The sequence below is a fragment of the Paenibacillus tritici genome, assembly GCF_018207515.1.
GTDB lineage: Bacteria > Bacillota > Bacilli > Paenibacillales > Paenibacillaceae > Paenibacillus_AQ > Paenibacillus_AQ tritici.
In genome coordinates, this window is the sequence record NZ_CP073365.1 from 3,536,448 (window position 1) to 3,551,523 (window position 15,076).

A 15,076-nucleotide genomic window follows, 5' to 3' on the forward strand; every position below is an offset into this window, starting at 1 on the left:
TTGAAACCTATCTTACTTCGAGAGGGGCCAATGCCTATGGAAGCCATAATTAGCCGGTTCTGGCCGGAATGGAAGGGTACGCTGCGCAAACGGAGCGGGGGCTGGAATAATACCACCTATTTCGTGGAGAGCGGCGAACGCCGTGCTGTGCTGCGCGTCTATGATACGCATAGAGACCGCAATAAAATAGAGTTCGAGCATACTGTACTTCTGAAGCTGAACGGACAGGATTTGCCGTTTGCAGTCCCTGCTCCGATCCTTAGCATTACAGGGGAAACCATGGTTCAACTGGAAGAAGGCGAAGGGAAATTCGCCTGCCTGTTCGGTTATATTGAAGGAAAATCTCCCTCCGGGCAGGATTCCGGCTTCTATGAATCGTTCGGAGAGTCGGCAGGAGCTTTATCCGCTGTGCTGAGTGAGATGAAGCTGGAGATTCCGGCTGTATACCGGCCTTACTATGAGCTGGAGCGGTCTTATCCGCTGTGTACCCGGGAAGCGCTTCGCGATTGGTTGACCCAGTTACCGGAACCTCTTCAGAAGCTTACACCGGAGTTGAAAGTTCTGGTTGAAGCCTATGAGAGTGTGGCAGACTCACGGGAACAGCTGGAGAACCTGCCCCATCAGCTGGTCCATGGCGATCTGAATCCCTCTAACCTGCTGGTGGATGGAGAGAACGGGGAACAGGTGATTGCGCTGCTGGATTTTGAATTCTGCACACGGGATGTCCGGGTTATGGAAGCTGCGGTTATCCTGTCCGGTATGCTCTGTCATGAGGATGAGGAACGGATTATCCGTGATTTCTGGCGGGGTTACAGCCGCAAGATTATGCTTAGCGCGGAGGAATTCAAGGCGATTCCAACGCTGATGCTCTTGCGCAAGGTTGATGTGTTCCTGCATTTCGTCACGAGGTACTGGCAAGGAACCGACGAAGTACATGTATTACAGGAACAGATCGCAGTGCTTGCGGCAGAGATCCAGCAGATGTCCGGCGGGAAGCTGTAAGGGTAAGCACCAGGACCAGGACCAGGATTAGACCAGCAGCAAAGGCGCTGCGGATAAAGGGCTTGGCTGCTGGTTTGTACTTAATAGCTCGGAAACACTGCGAAGTAAGTCTTGGCAAAACGCGGCGGATGATCTAAGTGGAATTAGTACATCTAATTTATGGCCTCGGGTAGACTTCCTGAAAACAGTTGGATAAACAACACTTAATCAGTCCGATATCTGCTAAAATCCATAGGGTTCGGTGGATTAGTTGTACTTTTTCCAACTGCTGTCCCATAGAGCACTGTTTCGGCAGAATTAAGTGCCTTTTATCCAACTCCGTTAGCGCTCTCTCCCGCTACTCTTTAGAGGAGGGGGACTGTTACTATTTGTGGTGAAGTCAGTCGAGACAGAGGACCTTCGTTATGTAAGTGAAGCTGAAATCCGGTTCATCAGTTCTCCTGCGGAAAGCTTTCAGGCGGACGCTATCGCTCCTACAATTCCAAAATTCTCCTCCGCCACTTTTCCCTGTTTATGCACTATCAAGTTCAATCTATATAGATCTGTTTTCTCCATGATTCCCCCTATTTGGATGCATTTGAACATGCCAAACAGGGCACCTCCGGCTGGGTGGGACCGGAGTGTGCCCTGTTTAACTTGCAGCTGCTGCTAGATCAACCGGTAACCGGCAGGAAGATTCCCGCTGCTGCGGATATTGCGGATTTGTGCCAGCGTCAGTCTTTGGTTGGTAGAGATAATAGATTCTACATCATTGCCGGAAATAAAGTCGTCCAGATCACGAAGGCTATGGTTCCCGCGAAGTACGCGGAAGCTGCCTCTGAAGCGGGTTCTGCTGAACAGGACGAGTGTGGCATTGCTGCTGGTGGAGAAGAAGCGGAGGCTTTCGATTCCATCCAGGATATTGTCGGTATTACGGATACCCAGATTGCCCCGGTATATTCTGCTTCTTCCCCGGAAGTTCTCTTCGCTATACACAGTCAGCCGCGGATAAGTCTGCGAGATATGGACCTCTTTGTTCATGAATACTCCTCCTCAGTGCTGGATTGGCAAATGCAGTACGAAACTGTCAGCTGCAATATATTCTATGTATGCGGTGCAAGAATGGTATGGTCGAAACCCCTGATTCGGTAGCCCTGTTTGCAGGGTTCAGGAAAATTTTCACAAACCCTATTTACAGACTTCATATCCTAGTGTACTATTTAACTAACACACCGACACAAGGAGGGCGTCATGAATTCATTCACCCGCAGTAATCAAGGGCTGCCAGGTCCTGGGACAGAACCAGCCGTACTCGAAATGCAAGGCGTCAGTAAAGTAATTAAAGGGAAGGCGATTGTAGATAATCTGAGCTTCGAGATTCGAAGAGGGGAGATTATCGGCCTGCTGGGGCCGAACGGTGCCGGCAAAACGACCACCATCCGTATGATGACCGGCCTTATCCGCATGAGCAGTGGGGATGTCCTGGTCCATGGGCAGAGCATACAGAAGAATTTCAAGCAGGCTATCTCGCAGATTGGGGCGATTATTGAGAATCCCGAGTTCTATCCGCATATGACTGGCTATGACAATCTGCGGCAGTATTTACGGATGAGCGACGGAGCCGGAGCCTCGCGGATTGATGAGGTCGTGGAGCTGGTTGGACTGCAGGAGGCGATGAACAAGAAGGTTCGGGCGTATTCGCTGGGTATGCGCCAGCGTCTGGGTATCGCTCAGGCCTTGCTGCATTCGCCGAAGCTGCTGATTCTGGATGAGCCGACCAACGGGCTGGACCCCGCCGGAATCCGGGAGATGCGTGATTATATGCGCAAGATCGCCGAGGTCGAGGGCATTGCCATTCTGATCTCCAGTCATATGCTGGCCGAGATTGAACAGATCTGCCACCGCGCGGTGGTCATTCAGAACGGTAAGCTCGTAACGGTTACCCAGCTTGCTGAAGCGCCGGAAGCCCGCAGTGAAGTATCGCTTGCGATCAGGGTAGATAGGCTGGAAGCTGCTCAGACTGTAGCCGAAGCAGTGCAAGGCGTGAAGGTGACCGGAATGGATGAAGCCCGTTCGGAGCTGCATGTGCATCTGCCGGATGGAACCGTGCCGGAGCTTGTGGCGGCGCTCAGTGAGGCCAAGGTCGGGGTATACCGGATCACAGAGAATCGACATAGTCTGGAAGAAGATTTCCTGAAATGGACAGGGGGCAACCGCATTGCGTAATTTCAATCTGCTCGTTCTGAATGAATGGCTCAAAATATCTAAGAAACGCAGCCATGTGATTCCATATGTTATCCTGCTGGTGCTCTCGCTGGTAGTCGGCTATATCTCCCATACGTTTGGTACAGATATGTATGCTTCAGCAGCAGAATTCACTTCCGATATGCTGCGCCCCACAGGGATTGGCCAGGTTCTGACCATTCTGGTGATCATCGGGACGGCAGGGATCGTATCCAGGGAATACAGCCAGGGAACGATCAAATTTCTGCTAATTCGTGCACGCAGCCGTACAGCGATTCTGGCTTCCAAATATGTAACCGTGCTGCTCTATACATTGAGTATGCTGCTGGTTGCGGTAGCGGCACTGTTCCTCTCGGGAGCGGTCTTCTATGGCCTCAGTGGAGGCGAAGCGGGAATAAGTACCATTCTTACTTCACTTCTGTACTCTATGGTGTATTGCGCTGTGTACGCAACTATTGGCTTCATGCTGGGCATTCTGACAAAAACAACCGGCGTAACGATTGGTGCGACTATATTTGCCACTATGATAGACAAAGTGGTTATTCCCCGCGAATTCTACAAATATGTACTGTTTCCGAATCTTGATCTCTCAGCCTATCAGAATGGCGGTGCGCCAATGCAGGGAATGACCCTGAGCTTCTCGATCGTACTGCTATGCGGTTATACCGCGCTGTTCCTGCTTGCGGGCTTTGCGGTATTCAGACGCAGGGATGTTGCTTGATGGGGATCGAATTCGATAACAACCAGCCGATTTATCTCCAGATCATGAATTACATCAAAGGAGAGATTATCACCGGCAAGCTGAAGCCCGGAGACAAAATCCCCTCTGTCCGAGAATTGGCGGCTGAACTGCAGATCAACCCGAATACAGTGCAAAGAACCTTTCAGGAACTGGAGCGTGAGACAATCGTGGAAACCCGCCGCGGGATGGGCAGATATGTGACCGGAAATGAAGAGACGATTCTGACCATTAAGAAGGATATGGCGCAGGATGTGCTGGACCGCTTCATTCGCGGAATGCAGGAGCTGGGCTTCCAGGGTGAAGATATTATAGCTGCCGTAGCGGAGAACGTACATCAGCGGGATCAAGGACAGGGGGATTAAGAAGAGTGGATGAGTTACTCGAAATACAGAATGTGACCAAGCGGTTCGGCTCCCGGCAAGCGCTGAACGAGGTGTCCTTCAGGCTGGGCGCCGGTACCATTACCGGTCTGCTCGGAAGCAACGGCAGCGGAAAAAGCACGCTGATGAAGCTGATCGCCGGACTCTCTCGGCCAAGCTCAGGGCGGATCTCCGTTATCGGAGTACCGGTAGGCATGGACAGCAAGTCACTGGTATCCTTCATGCCGGATGTGCCGGTCACAGAGTCCTGGATGAAGGTGGGGGATGCGCTAAGATTCCAGCAGGATTTCTATCCGGACTTCGATCAGGCCAAGGCGCTGCGTATGCTGGAGTTCATGAAGCTGCGCACTGAAGACAAGGTGCGGACGTTATCCAAAGGAATGAACGAGCGATTACAGCTGACACTGGCGCTCTCACGCCGGGCCAGATTATACCTGCTGGATGAGCCGATTGGCGGCGTAGATCCCGTGGCAAGGACCAAGATTCTGAATGCCCTGATGGAGTTCTATGAAGAAGACAGCAGTATTCTGCTCTCCACACATCTGGTGACTGATATAGAGCGGATCTTTGATGAGGTGATTTTCCTGAAGGACGGGGAGATTGTACTGCATCATTCCGTAGAGGCACTGAGACAAGAACGCGGGAAGAGTATAGATGAGCTGTTCAGAGAGGTGTTTGCCGAATGCTGAAGCTGTTGGAATATGATCTTAGACGCAGAAGAGAACGCATTCTCGTCTTCATCGTGATCGCGTTATTGATTCAGGCCGGAATGTGGATATCTAGTGCAACGGTGGATATAGGGCTGTTGTCACTGAATCTGGCCGGTTACTACGTGCTGGCCATAGCCCTTGTATTTGTTGCCGTAGCCGGGTATTTCCGCAATCTCAAGTCGTATCAGCGGCAGCTGCTGCCGGTTACTGCGCTGCAGACGGTCTTGTCTCCCATGCTGTTAGCCCTGCTGCTAATTGGGGGAGTCATTATCCTAGGGCTGGTGCATCTGGGGATATACCGGCTGCTGTACCCGCTTGATTTTTTGCCCGGTAATCTGTTAACGGTTGGCTTCCAAGTGATACTGCGATCCATCTGGTCCACCGGATTTCTAATGGTTATGGTGATGTTCTCTATTACGGTAGCTTTGAGTCTGCGCATGAAGTGGAGAATCTGGATTGGGGTAGTTATTCTGTTCCTGCTGGAGAACGGGATTGGATATCTGGAGAGGGCGCTGTTCGGCACCTATTTTATTGCTCTGGATAAGGTTTTTAACTTTGAAATCTACCCGGGGAACCTGCAGTCCGGTAGCGGATTCACCATTGAGTATGCTGCGGCCAATCCAGGGGCGCTGCTGTTCGAGCTGGCGGCTGTCTGCCTGATGATCTATGGAATGGCGGTTCTGGTGAAGAAGAGAATCGAAGTGTAATAGAGGATATAGCATTCTTCATATGTCACGCAAGCAAGGCTCCGAATCAGCCTTGCTTGCGTTTGTGTGCACAATTATACGAATAATCCGTTACAAGCCTTGAGCGCTTCTGCCGCTTGTCCAGATCTCCAGCTCCCGCAGCAGCTGTTCTTCCTCGTCTTCCTGCAGATCAAGCCTTACCCCGTACTGGTATTGCCCAAGGCCATACATCCAGCCCCAGCGGACACTGCCTTCATACTGAAGTTTCTCTTCCGCCAACTGGAAATGTATAATCAGCTTCGTATCACCTGCAGTGAAGCGGAGGTTCAGAGAGGTACGCACCTTACAGCCGGAACGGCTAAGGTCAAGCAGGATACCTTCAGTCAATTTTCCCGCCCCCGGCCCGGAATTGCTGGCAGGGATTTCAAGCCAGCAATCAATTGGCTGGTTCATTACATAACGGAATGGTTCTTTTCTGCTGGAGTCATCCATCATTTACCTCCGCGATTTTATTTGCTATTATATCGGAACGGCCACATTTGGACAATCTCCTAAAGTAGTATTTTTAAAATAACATAAACTCCGGCAAGACGGAAGCTTTGCTCTAATACCCATATGAAGAGGTGTTCAAACCATGTATCAATACCAGAATGAAACTTTTCAAGACCATAATTTCGATTACGCAGCGCTGCAGGACGGAGAAATAAACGGCTGTACCTTTGAACACTGCTCCTTCAGAGGAGCTTCTATGGAAGAAATGACGTCCAGCGGCTGCCGGTTTGTGGATTGTGATTTCACTGGTGCCCTTCTGAATGCCTCGCAGCACATAGATGGTGCGTTCACCAACTGCAAATTTACCGGAGCGAATCTGTTTGTGGCGAAGTTCGAGAATTGTAAGATGGTCGGTTCGGACTTCGCTAATGCCTATATGGACGGGATTACACTGAGCGGAGGGGACTGGGCTTATACGAATCTGCGCCATTTGAATCTGAGCAGGCAGGATCTGCGGGGCATCCGGTTCGCTGAGGCGGACATGCAGGGCTGCAATTTGCAGAAAGCCGATCTGCGCGGAGCGGATTTAAGCCGGGTCCAGCTTGCCCAGTGCAAGCTTACAGGAGCGGACCTTCGGGGGGCCAAGCTGGAAGGCATTGATCTGAAGAGCCTTGATCTGAAGGGGGTACACCTGGATGTAGAGCAAGCGGTGCTGCTGGCCCGCTCTATGGGAGCTAAGGTAGGGTGAAGCGCAACATATCCATTCTGAATTTTAAGAAAAACCGGCAGTGTGCCGGAAGCTATATTATAATTCCGCCGGACTCTTCCGATAAATAAATATCGCCCTTATTCGACACGTGGCAGCAAGACATCTTAGGGGGAGAATTTTGAAGCAGGTCTTCTGAAGAGGAGAATGGAAATGTCATTGAGTCTTCGCACATTATTTTCCACAGCATTCGCGGTTATTATTATTCTGTTGACTGCTCTGCTTAGCTATGTAATCGGCAACCGGGCCACGGACTCCGCCCAAACCGCCATCGGAAGCTCCCTGGCTGCAGAGGCCAGCCGGATGTCCGAGAAGCTCGATCATTTCATGTGGTCGCGTTCCGGTGAAATAGAGGTGCTGAGTAAGCTGAATGCTTTTCAGGAACCGGTGGAGCCGGCAGAAGTGAACGGATTGCTTAATCAGCTGAAGACAAGTCTGCCTGTATTCACCTGGGTGGGGTTTCTTGATCGTACAGGGAATGTTCTGGCTTCCACCGATCACATCCTGCAGGGGACGAACATTAGCCAGAGGCCGGTCTTTCAGGAAGCGCTTAAGGGAACCTTCATCGGGGATGTCCATGATGCGGTGCTGCTCTCCAAGCTGCTGCAGAGTTCTACAGGCGAAGTCCTGCAGTTCGTTGATGTGAGTGTACCGGTCATGGACAAGCAGGGCCGGACAAGCGGCGTACTGGCGGCGCACCTTAGCTGGGAATGGTCGCGTGAAGTCGAGGCCTCCATCGTGAAGCCGCTCAAGGAACGGCTCAAAGGGGTGGAAGTGTTCGTAGTCAGCAAGAAGGATGATACGATCCTGCTCGGCCCTGAAGCACTTGTCGGCAAAAGAATGACGGATGCAGCCTTGCAGGAAGCCCGCAGCGGCAAGAGCTCATGGATGATTGAACAGGAGCACCGCCGGGACTCCTATTTGACCGGATATGCCTACGGTGACGGCTATCTGAATTATCCGGGCCTGGGCTGGACGGTCATCATCCGCCAGCCGGCTGAGATTGCTTTTGCCCCGGTCTATCAGCTTGAACGCTTTATTCTGATCAGCGGGCTGCTCATGGCAGCTGTCTTCGCGGGGATCGGCTGGCTGCTAGCCGGATGGATCAGCCGTCCGCTAAGGAATATTACCCGGACCGCCGATCTGCTCAGCTCCGGTGCCGATGTGGAGATCCCGTCCTCCACCCGGTTCAAGGATGTGGAGATTCTGTCGGCATCCCTGCGGAGCCTCGTGAGTAACCTGACCAAGACGGAGACCAAGCTGAGCTATATGTCGGATATGGCGCTGCATGATAAGCTGACAGGCCTGCCTAACCGCGCAGCGCTGGATGAATTTCTGGCACATGCGGTCAGTAAGGCCAAGCAGAAGCGGACGACGCTCAGTTTTCTATACATGGATCTCGACGGCTTCAAAAAAGTCAATGATTCCTTCGGCCATACGATTGGAGATGCGCTGCTCCAGGAGGTGGCCTTCCGGCTGATGGACTGTACACGGGACAATGAAATTGTTGCCCGGCTGGGCGGGGATGAATTTGTGATTGTTCTCCATACCTCGGCGGGCAAGCCGATGCAGGAAGCGGAGATCGTGGCTTCGCGTATAATCAGCAAGATCAATCAGCCAATTCTGATTATAGGGGAAGAGCTTCGCGTGGGCTGCAGTGTAGGTGCGGCTGTGTGGACTCCTGATGGCGACGATACGACCCAGACGATGCGGCTGGCCGATGAAGCGCTGTATATCTCCAAGCGGAGCGGGAAGAACCGGATCACGTTCGAGGCTGCTTCCTAGCCGTTAGCTTCTGCGTAATCGCTTGCGTGGCTTGGACCACCATTTAATCCACAGAAATCCGTCATCGTCCCGGAAAAATTTAATGCCGGCCCAGCTCAGTGGTGTCCAGAACTCCTTGAAATAATACGCTGGCATAGTAAAATAGTCCCTCCAATATAGTTAATTATTACTAGTTTACGTCAGGATGGAAGATTTAACAATACTCTGCGTGCTTATAATTACCAAATTTCTGTGTTAGCCCAGTTTTTTTGGGACTATAGGCATATGATGTAGAGGAAAGACAAAGCGGGCCAGGTGCTTATAAGGAGGGATTACCATGGGAGTGAATGTCGGCGGTTACGGCCGCTTCGGGACGTCTGCTGCTACAATACTGGTGCTGTTTATTTTGCTGATTATTATCCTCAGTGTATTTTAAAATATAAGAATTTATATGTTGCACACGATAACTTATTCTTATATTTCTCGCTGAAACGAATACCGTCCTTATAAAAGGACGGCAAAGCCGTTTCCACTTGGCCTGAGGAGACATAAAGGATATAGAAGAAGCGCCGGGGCAGATGCTCCGGCGCTTCTTCTATATAGCAAGGTAACCTGTAGCGAGTCAGCTGTATTTACGGACTTCGCGATAATACACCGTTTGCTGAATAAGGAGTATAAGCGCAAGGACAATGAGAGGCATCGGGACAAAGCCGAATAAGAGGGAATACAGGGCGAAGAAGAGCATCCCGATGACCAGACAAACCGTAGTTGCTTTATAGCTGGAATAGGAGGAGCGGTATACAATCCAGCGCTCGCCTTCATCCATTTTGGCAAACAGCTCCCGCTGTGCATTCTGTGAATTGCCCAGACTGAGATCCAATTGGCGGTCCGGATAATTCTTGTTGTACAGCGCAAACGTGCGGTTCAGCAAGTAAAAAGAAAACAGCATGAACACCAGAGCTGTGATCATATTGGCCAGCATGAAGGCGGCATCCTCAGACTCCTTGCCACCGGGACCGAGTGCATGTGCAAAGCTCATGAGCAGCCAGGATAGTGTAATAATCATTGTGTAATAGCTGAACTGCATCACTCTGCTAAGCGCCTTATCTTTAAAATTATCAATTTCTCCGTCAGTCTTCGGCTCATCCTTCATCCGGCGGGTCTGAGCCAGGCCCAGCACAGTAAAGGCGGCCAGCAGCAGGGAGAGCAGGGCTATACATCCGAACATGACATCATACTCATAATAAATAGAAGGATTCAAATTGAAATTCTCAGGTACAGTAACTGCTCCGGAAGAAAATACATACCCGATAAACCCTCCGACAGTCATACTTCCAATCAGTAAGATAAGCCCGCGCATATTCGTTCTCTTCCTTTTCTCATTCATCCTGTTCACTCTCCTTCTCTTTGTTAATCCAGAATACCGACTCCACAGCTACCGCAAACACCTCTGCGATCTTGAGGGCCAGTACTACGGAAGGCGAATAGTCTCCGCGTTCTATAAGGGCAATGGTCTGCCGGGAAGCCCCGATTCGCTGGGCAAGCTCACTCTGGGACAGCCTGTCCCGGGCTCTGTATTCCCTGACACGATTATTCAGTTCGTTCAAGTGCTACACCTCCTATTCTGAATTGTATATTAATATTGTCACAATGTAAACTATAATATACAAAAAGACAATGATCATAGTCAAAATATTAGAATATCGTACTAGATTCTTCAGGTTTCCATATACATCATAGCAGGGATAAGCACAGGCATCCGCGGGTGAAAACGCATTTAATATAGCAGGAAAGGAAGTGATGCAATGAGGGAATCTGAATTCATCTCCAAAATGGTCACCTTCGCGGTATCCGATATGCAGCGCAGCCGTATCCCGGCATCGCTGACGATTGCCCAGGCAGCGCAGGAATCGGGCTGGGGAACCAGCGGCCTGACCGTTAAGGCTAACAATTTGTTTGGAATCAAGGGCAGCGGACCTGCGGGCAGCCTGCCGTTCCGGACAACCGAATACAGGAACGGCCAAGCTGTTCAGGTGTCTGCCCTGTTCCGGGCCTATAACAACTGGGGAGAATCTGTGGCGGATCATTCGGCACTGATTACAGAAGGAGTCTCCTGGAACCGTAAGCTGTACAGTAAGGCAATCGGTGTAGACGGCCATACTGCCGCCCGTGAGATGGCTGCTGCAGGTTATGCAACCGATCCGGACTATGCTGCCAAGCTGATACAGATTATGAATTCATATAACTTAACTCAATATGATGAAGTGAAGGAGGATGAAGAGATGTCGGCTGAAGACAAACAAAGAATTGCAAAGCTGGAAACGGAGCTTCGCGAGCTGCGGGAGCTGCTGACGGGTCTGTCTGTCAGCAGAGATACGCTAAAGACTGGAGTTCAAGAGCAAGGCCAGTCTATTAAAGCGGTGGCGGAACGGCTGGCTGTCCTCGAGGGCCGTGCAGTAATGGAAGTGCCTGCCTGGGCATTGCCTGCGGTACAAGCAGCGGCAGCAGCCGGGCTGCTGGATACGCCTTCGGGCGGCAGCTATGACTTCTACCGGATACTGACTGTGTTGAACCGTGCAGGCCTGCTCGTCACCAGTAAGGGGGCGTAGCGGATATGTACTACGATGCGCTCAACGATGTACTCGGATTTGCATCGGTATTGGCAGTATTCGTGATGGCGCTGGTGCAGCTGGTGAAGAACAGCGTCAACCTTCCGCGCAACGTAGTTCCTGCGGTGGGGCTGGCCATAGGCCTGCTGGTCGGAGCTAGCGCTTACCCTTTTACAGATATGAATCTCATTCTTCGTCTCTGGGCCGGAGGTCTGGCGGGATTGTCGGCTACAGGGCTGTTTGAGCTGGCGTTCAACAAGCGGAGCGGAACTACCAAAGAAGGTTAGGCGGATACAACCTCCAGGGAAGGAATCTACTAATATGGGGGTTATGCATTGGTGATTGATCCAAGCGATTGAGAGAATCTGGAAATATACTAAATATGAAGAAAGGAGGTGCTTCAAATGGGAACTTATGTTGATGGAAGAACATCGCAGAATGCCAGTACTGCCAACTCAATTGCCATACCGATTCTGGTGATCAATACTCCCCAGCTGTTCGGGCAAATTGGTCTGATCACTGCAGGCGTAGGCGCAAACCCGAGAGTACTTCTAAAAGGAACGGTATCGGTGCAGCTTCCGCTTGCGCTGATAGGCATCACTGTCACTATCGTCAGAGGGACGGTGCCTTCGGACCCGGTGGTGTATTCTGCCACATCCACGTTCAGCCTTAGTGTACTGGCACCACAGGTTATTACCTTCTCGGCGGATGATTTCCTTCCGGCGATTACTCCTCAGTTAACGTATACTGCATTTATCAGCTCCAACCTGCTCGGTACGGTTCGGGTAGGCCCTGAGAGCTTTGACGGAATACTGGTTTCTGATTAATCTGCTGTAGTAGGCATCCTGTCCTGCTCTGAAGTACGGGCGGGCAGGATGCCCTTATACATACGTCTAAAATTTTGTGCGTTTCGCCCAATCTGTTGAGGTCTTCCGCTCATATTCTGTTCTGTAGTCATTATTATGAAGGAGGTAATCTCATGGGTGCAGATTGCGGATACGTTGGAAATGCAGGCTGTGGTAATGTGGGTTCGGTAAGTCCTTGGACTTCAACAGGGGCGATTCTGGTGCTTTATATCCTGCTCGTTATTATACTGAGTGCCTGCTTCTACTAGTCATTGGATCAGTCAGCGCAGTCCCGGCGGAAACCGGGACTGCGCTTGTTGTCTGTGGCACAATGGACAAGTCTCACTTGCCAGGCGGGAGAATATAAATTCGCTATGCCCGGAAAGGATGTGCGATAATAGAAGTCATTGTCTTATAGGGCAATCAGTGCTGGTAAGAAAGAGGTGTATCATGGAAGAGAAGGAACAGATATATGCGATACTTAAGCGGATTGAAGCGGGTCAGCCGGTTAATCAGGAGGTAATGGGGCTGGAAGCCGAAGCATTCGCTGATATTATGGAGGAGCTTGTAGACAGCCGGATGGTGGAGAACGTTTCGGTCTCCAGATCAGGCAGCGGCGTGGTGACGGTGAAGAACGCGGCCATAAAGCTGACCCGGCGGGGTCTTGATTTTATTTTATTGAAAGAGTCTGGCCGGATTTGAAGCTGGAAAGGCTATGGACAACAGGAAAGGAGGTAGCCGATGCCTACGATACTGGTTGCTGATGATGATGCGAACATTCGCGAGCTTGTCTGTTTATTTCTGCGGAACGACGGATTCGAAACGCTCGAAGCCGCGGACGGCAAGGAAGCTCTGGCCGTGTACGGATCAGCGCAGGTTGATCTTGTCGTACTTGATATTATGATGCCGGTTATGGACGGCTGGACGTTATGCAAAGAACTGCGTAAAGCGAATCCTGACCTCCCGCTGCTTATGCTGACTGCAAGAGGAGAGACATGGGAGAAGGTGAAAGGGTTCGAGCTCGGGACAGACGATTATTTGACGAAGCCGTTTGACCCGCTCGAACTAACGGTTCGTGTCAGGGCGTTACTGAAGCGGTACAAGATTGGCTCCACACAAACGGTCCAGTTCGGTAATGTTGTCCTGGATCGCCAGACGTATAAGGTGATGAGCGGCACCGAGTCGCTTACACTGCCGCTTAAGGAGTTTGAACTGTTGTACAAGCTGGCCGGAACGCCAGGACAAGTCTATACCCGGGAGCAGTTGATAGATCAGATCTGGGGGATTGATTACGCCGGAGATGACCGGACCGTGGACGTACATATCAAGCGCCTGCGTGAGCGGTTTGCGGCTACGCCTGATTTTCGGATTGAAACCGTGCGTGGACTGGGGTACCGGCTTGAGGTTTATCCATGATCAAATCTTTATATATTCGTGTGGTGCTTACCTTTCTGGTCTCCGTCATCGCGGGTACGATCATTTCTTTTTTCATGTCCACCTGGATATTCGAAGAACAATTGAACGAGAATGCCCGAATTAACATACGCAACTTCGGGCAGGATGTGGTGCAGATCTATAAGACACTGCCTGAGGAGGAAGCAGAATCCTTCGTTAGCAGAATGAAACAGCTTGATATATATCATATTCGAATGTATGATGCAACAGGTGATTTCCAGTCTTATGGGCACCTTAACGGGCACAAATCAGCCGCCGTATCGGCAGACCAGCTCAAGAAGGTTTTAAGCGGAGGGGTTGTCCAAGACACGGCGAATGGTATCGCTACTGTTCTCTTGGGGCTGCCGGTTAAGACGGAGACAGGGACCAGAGCGATGTTTCTTGAATCACTCGCCCCGCCTTCCGCCTCCTTTGTAGTCAAGTGGGGAATGATCTTTGCAATCTGTTCATTGATTGTGGGCAGTATTCTGATTCTGGTAGCTTCTATATTCCTCGTGAGCCCGATCAAAAAGTTAACCAAAGCAACAAAACGGATCGCAGCGGGAGACTTTAACGTCAAGCTGAATATTAAGCAGTCGGGGGAGCTGGGGACGCTGGCCCGCAGCTTCGAAGATATGACCCATGATCTTCAGCAGCTGGAGCAGTTGCGCAGAGAGTTCGTTACGAATGTCTCCCACGAGGTCCAATCCCCGCTCACCTCGATCTCCGGTTATGCTCAAGCGCTTAAGCAAGTGAATCTCGCTGAACAGGAACGAAGCCGGTATCTGGATATTATCATCGCTGAAGCGAAACGGATGTCCAAAATGAGTGATAGCCTGCTCAAACTGAGCCTGCTTGAATCCCAGTCACAGCAGCTAAAGCTGACCACCTTAAATCTTGATGAACAGATCAGGAGGGTCATCGTGGCACTCCAGCCGCAATGGTCAGCCCGCAACATTCATTTCGAGCTTGATTTGCAGACCCTTAGAGTTACCGCCGATCATGACCAGTTGAATCAGGTATGGACAAATATCCTTAGCAATGCCATCAAGTTTACCGGGGATGGCGGTGTCATTAACGTCAGTATCACAGAGGATATCAAAAATGTGATGGTCCGGATATCCGACACAGGCATTGGGATTCCCTTAGAAGATCAAAAACGTATATTCGAGCGCTTTTTCAAGGCAGATCGTTCCCATAGCCGTAAATATGACGGGAGCGGGATGGGACTTGCTATCGTTAAACAGATCGTTTCGCTTCATCAGGGTGACATTGAGGTGGAAAGCGAGCCTGGTCAAGGCACAACCTTTATAGTCACGTTGCCAATCCATACACCGACGGATAGTTAATGTTTATAAACAGGCTACGGTCACAATACAAGTACGCTTGTATGTGACCGTAGCCTGTTTTGTTCATGCTGGGT

General features: G+C 50.9%; 20 protein-coding genes. 16 read left to right on the forward strand and 4 right to left on the reverse strand.

Annotated features, from left to right (window positions below):
- The first annotated feature begins 36 nt into the window (after positions 1–36).
- Positions 37–1,002 carry a phosphotransferase enzyme family protein gene (locus KDC22_RS15090; RefSeq protein ID WP_211723649.1) on the forward strand — a complete coding sequence of 322 codons (966 nt, stop codon included), beginning with the start codon at positions 37–39 and terminating at the stop codon, positions 1,000–1,002.
- A 648-nt stretch (positions 1,003–1,650) separates the two neighbouring features.
- On the opposite strand, the gene KDC22_RS15095 is transcribed toward KDC22_RS15090, so the two are convergent.
- Positions 1,651–2,022 carry a hypothetical protein gene (locus tag KDC22_RS15095; RefSeq protein ID WP_173126783.1) on the reverse strand — a complete coding sequence of 124 codons (372 nt, stop codon included), beginning with the start codon at positions 2,020–2,022 and terminating at the stop codon, positions 1,651–1,653.
- A gap of 210 nt (positions 2,023–2,232) precedes the next feature.
- Here KDC22_RS15095 and KDC22_RS15100 point away from each other — a divergent pair, with 210 nt between their 5' ends.
- The 5 genes from KDC22_RS15100 to KDC22_RS15120 are packed head-to-tail and all read left to right on the forward strand — an operon-like array spanning position 2,233 to position 5,764.
- On the forward strand, positions 2,233–3,207 hold the full coding sequence (locus tag KDC22_RS15100) for an ABC transporter ATP-binding protein (RefSeq protein ID WP_211723650.1): 975 nt from the start codon (positions 2,233–2,235) through the stop codon (positions 3,205–3,207).
- Positions 3,200–3,946, forward strand: coding sequence for an ABC transporter permease (locus KDC22_RS15105; protein WP_211723651.1), 747 nt, complete (start codon positions 3,200–3,202; stop codon positions 3,944–3,946). The genes KDC22_RS15100 and KDC22_RS15105 overlap by 8 nt, the downstream gene beginning before the upstream one ends.
- On the forward strand, positions 3,946–4,329 hold the full coding sequence (locus tag KDC22_RS15110; protein ID WP_173126793.1) for a GntR family transcriptional regulator: 384 nt from the start codon (positions 3,946–3,948) through the stop codon (positions 4,327–4,329). The genes KDC22_RS15105 and KDC22_RS15110 overlap by 1 nt, the downstream gene beginning before the upstream one ends.
- Positions 4,330–4,334: 5 nt before the next feature.
- A complete protein-coding gene (locus tag KDC22_RS15115) occupies positions 4,335–5,036 on the forward strand; it encodes an ABC transporter ATP-binding protein (protein ID WP_211723652.1) in 702 nt (233 codons plus the stop codon).
- Positions 5,030–5,764 (forward strand): hypothetical protein, encoded by a 735-nt coding sequence (locus KDC22_RS15120; RefSeq protein WP_211723653.1) that lies wholly within the window; start codon positions 5,030–5,032, stop codon positions 5,762–5,764. The genes KDC22_RS15115 and KDC22_RS15120 overlap by 7 nt, the downstream gene beginning before the upstream one ends.
- A gap of 90 nt (positions 5,765–5,854) precedes the next feature.
- On the opposite strand, the gene KDC22_RS15125 is transcribed toward KDC22_RS15120, so the two are convergent.
- Positions 5,855–6,196: a PilZ domain-containing protein gene (locus KDC22_RS15125; RefSeq protein WP_246553592.1), complete on the reverse strand. Its 342-nt coding sequence runs from the start codon at positions 6,194–6,196 to the stop codon at positions 5,855–5,857.
- A 181-nt stretch (positions 6,197–6,377) separates the two neighbouring features.
- On the opposite strand from KDC22_RS15125, the gene KDC22_RS15130 reads away from it, so the two are divergent.
- The 3 genes from KDC22_RS15130 to KDC22_RS15140 all read left to right on the forward strand — a co-directional run bounded on the left by KDC22_RS15130 (position 6,378) and on the right by KDC22_RS15140 (position 9,201).
- Entirely contained in the window at positions 6,378–6,983 is a 606-nt protein-coding gene (locus KDC22_RS15130) for a pentapeptide repeat-containing protein (protein WP_211723654.1), read from the forward strand.
- Between the two features lie 171 nt (positions 6,984–7,154).
- Positions 7,155–8,786 carry a diguanylate cyclase domain-containing protein gene (locus tag KDC22_RS15135; protein WP_211723655.1) on the forward strand — a complete coding sequence of 544 codons (1,632 nt, stop codon included), beginning with the start codon at positions 7,155–7,157 and terminating at the stop codon, positions 8,784–8,786.
- 316 nt (positions 8,787–9,102) lie between these two features.
- Positions 9,103–9,201 (forward strand): sporulation protein YjcZ, encoded by a 99-nt coding sequence (locus KDC22_RS15140; RefSeq protein WP_173126812.1) that lies wholly within the window; start codon positions 9,103–9,105, stop codon positions 9,199–9,201.
- A 186-nt stretch (positions 9,202–9,387) separates the two neighbouring features.
- Here the strand turns inward: KDC22_RS15140 and KDC22_RS15145 are convergent, their stop codons facing one another.
- Both KDC22_RS15145 and KDC22_RS15150 read right to left on the reverse strand, forming a co-directional pair.
- Positions 9,388–10,152: a DUF3169 family protein gene (locus tag KDC22_RS15145; RefSeq protein WP_211723656.1), complete on the reverse strand. Its 765-nt coding sequence runs from the start codon at positions 10,150–10,152 to the stop codon at positions 9,388–9,390.
- Positions 10,145–10,372, reverse strand: coding sequence for a helix-turn-helix transcriptional regulator (locus KDC22_RS15150; protein WP_211723657.1), 228 nt, complete (start codon positions 10,370–10,372; stop codon positions 10,145–10,147). The genes KDC22_RS15145 and KDC22_RS15150 overlap by 8 nt, the downstream gene beginning before the upstream one ends.
- Positions 10,373–10,570: 198 nt before the next feature.
- Between KDC22_RS15150 and KDC22_RS15155 the strand changes: the two genes are divergently transcribed.
- From KDC22_RS15155 to KDC22_RS15180, 7 genes are all read left to right on the forward strand, one after another.
- Entirely contained in the window at positions 10,571–11,374 is an 804-nt protein-coding gene (locus tag KDC22_RS15155; RefSeq protein ID WP_211723658.1) for a glucosaminidase domain-containing protein, read from the forward strand.
- Between the two features lie 5 nt (positions 11,375–11,379).
- Positions 11,380–11,661, forward strand: a complete 282-nt coding sequence (locus KDC22_RS15160) for a holin (protein WP_211723659.1) — start codon at positions 11,380–11,382, stop codon at positions 11,659–11,661.
- A 117-nt stretch (positions 11,662–11,778) separates the two neighbouring features.
- Positions 11,779–12,201 carry a hypothetical protein gene (locus KDC22_RS15165; protein ID WP_211723660.1) on the forward strand — a complete coding sequence of 141 codons (423 nt, stop codon included), beginning with the start codon at positions 11,779–11,781 and terminating at the stop codon, positions 12,199–12,201.
- A 152-nt stretch (positions 12,202–12,353) separates the two neighbouring features.
- Positions 12,354–12,488, forward strand: a complete 135-nt coding sequence (locus KDC22_RS34055) for a YjcZ family sporulation protein (protein WP_425517040.1) — start codon at positions 12,354–12,356, stop codon at positions 12,486–12,488.
- A gap of 181 nt (positions 12,489–12,669) precedes the next feature.
- Positions 12,670–12,921: a YjcQ family protein gene (locus KDC22_RS15170; protein WP_211723661.1), complete on the forward strand. Its 252-nt coding sequence runs from the start codon at positions 12,670–12,672 to the stop codon at positions 12,919–12,921.
- 39 nt (positions 12,922–12,960) lie between these two features.
- Positions 12,961–13,635 carry a response regulator transcription factor gene (locus KDC22_RS15175; protein WP_211723662.1) on the forward strand — a complete coding sequence of 225 codons (675 nt, stop codon included), beginning with the start codon at positions 12,961–12,963 and terminating at the stop codon, positions 13,633–13,635.
- Entirely contained in the window at positions 13,632–15,002 is a 1,371-nt protein-coding gene (locus KDC22_RS15180; RefSeq protein ID WP_211723663.1) for a sensor histidine kinase, read from the forward strand. Before KDC22_RS15175 ends, KDC22_RS15180 begins: the two co-directional genes overlap by 4 nt.
- The last annotated feature ends 74 nt before the right edge of the window (positions 15,003–15,076 follow it).

Excerpts from the sequence above, each read along its gene's own strand:
- KDC22_RS15170 (WP_211723661.1), top strand. The coding sequence starts at position 12,670 with ATGGAAGAGAAGGAACAGATATATGCGATACTTAAGCGGATTGAAGCG.
- KDC22_RS15130 (WP_211723654.1), top strand. The coding sequence starts at position 6,378 with ATGTATCAATACCAGAATGAAACTTTTCAAGACCATAATTTCGATTAC.
- KDC22_RS15110 (WP_173126793.1), top strand. The coding sequence starts at position 3,946 with ATGGGGATCGAATTCGATAACAACCAGCCGATTTATCTCCAGATCATG.
- KDC22_RS15180 (WP_211723663.1), top strand. The coding sequence starts at position 13,632 with ATGATCAAATCTTTATATATTCGTGTGGTGCTTACCTTTCTGGTCTCC.
- KDC22_RS15090 (WP_211723649.1), top strand. The coding sequence starts at position 37 with ATGGAAGCCATAATTAGCCGGTTCTGGCCGGAATGGAAGGGTACGCTG.
- KDC22_RS15160 (WP_211723659.1), top strand. The coding sequence starts at position 11,380 with ATGTACTACGATGCGCTCAACGATGTACTCGGATTTGCATCGGTATTG.
- KDC22_RS15100 (WP_211723650.1), top strand. The coding sequence starts at position 2,233 with ATGAATTCATTCACCCGCAGTAATCAAGGGCTGCCAGGTCCTGGGACA.
- KDC22_RS15095 (WP_173126783.1), bottom strand. The coding sequence starts at position 2,022 with ATGAACAAAGAGGTCCATATCTCGCAGACTTATCCGCGGCTGACTGTG.
- KDC22_RS15135 (WP_211723655.1), top strand. The coding sequence starts at position 7,155 with ATGTCATTGAGTCTTCGCACATTATTTTCCACAGCATTCGCGGTTATT.
- KDC22_RS34055 (WP_425517040.1), top strand. The coding sequence starts at position 12,354 with ATGGGTGCAGATTGCGGATACGTTGGAAATGCAGGCTGTGGTAATGTG.
- KDC22_RS15145 (WP_211723656.1), bottom strand. The coding sequence starts at position 10,152 with ATGAATGAGAAAAGGAAGAGAACGAATATGCGCGGGCTTATCTTACTG.
- KDC22_RS15165 (WP_211723660.1), top strand. The coding sequence starts at position 11,779 with ATGGGAACTTATGTTGATGGAAGAACATCGCAGAATGCCAGTACTGCC.
- KDC22_RS15155 (WP_211723658.1), top strand. The coding sequence starts at position 10,571 with ATGAGGGAATCTGAATTCATCTCCAAAATGGTCACCTTCGCGGTATCC.
- KDC22_RS15120 (WP_211723653.1), top strand. The coding sequence starts at position 5,030 with ATGCTGAAGCTGTTGGAATATGATCTTAGACGCAGAAGAGAACGCATT.
- KDC22_RS15175 (WP_211723662.1), top strand. The coding sequence starts at position 12,961 with ATGCCTACGATACTGGTTGCTGATGATGATGCGAACATTCGCGAGCTT.
- KDC22_RS15125 (WP_246553592.1), bottom strand. The coding sequence starts at position 6,196 with ATGAACCAGCCAATTGATTGCTGGCTTGAAATCCCTGCCAGCAATTCC.
- KDC22_RS15140 (WP_173126812.1), top strand. The coding sequence starts at position 9,103 with ATGGGAGTGAATGTCGGCGGTTACGGCCGCTTCGGGACGTCTGCTGCT.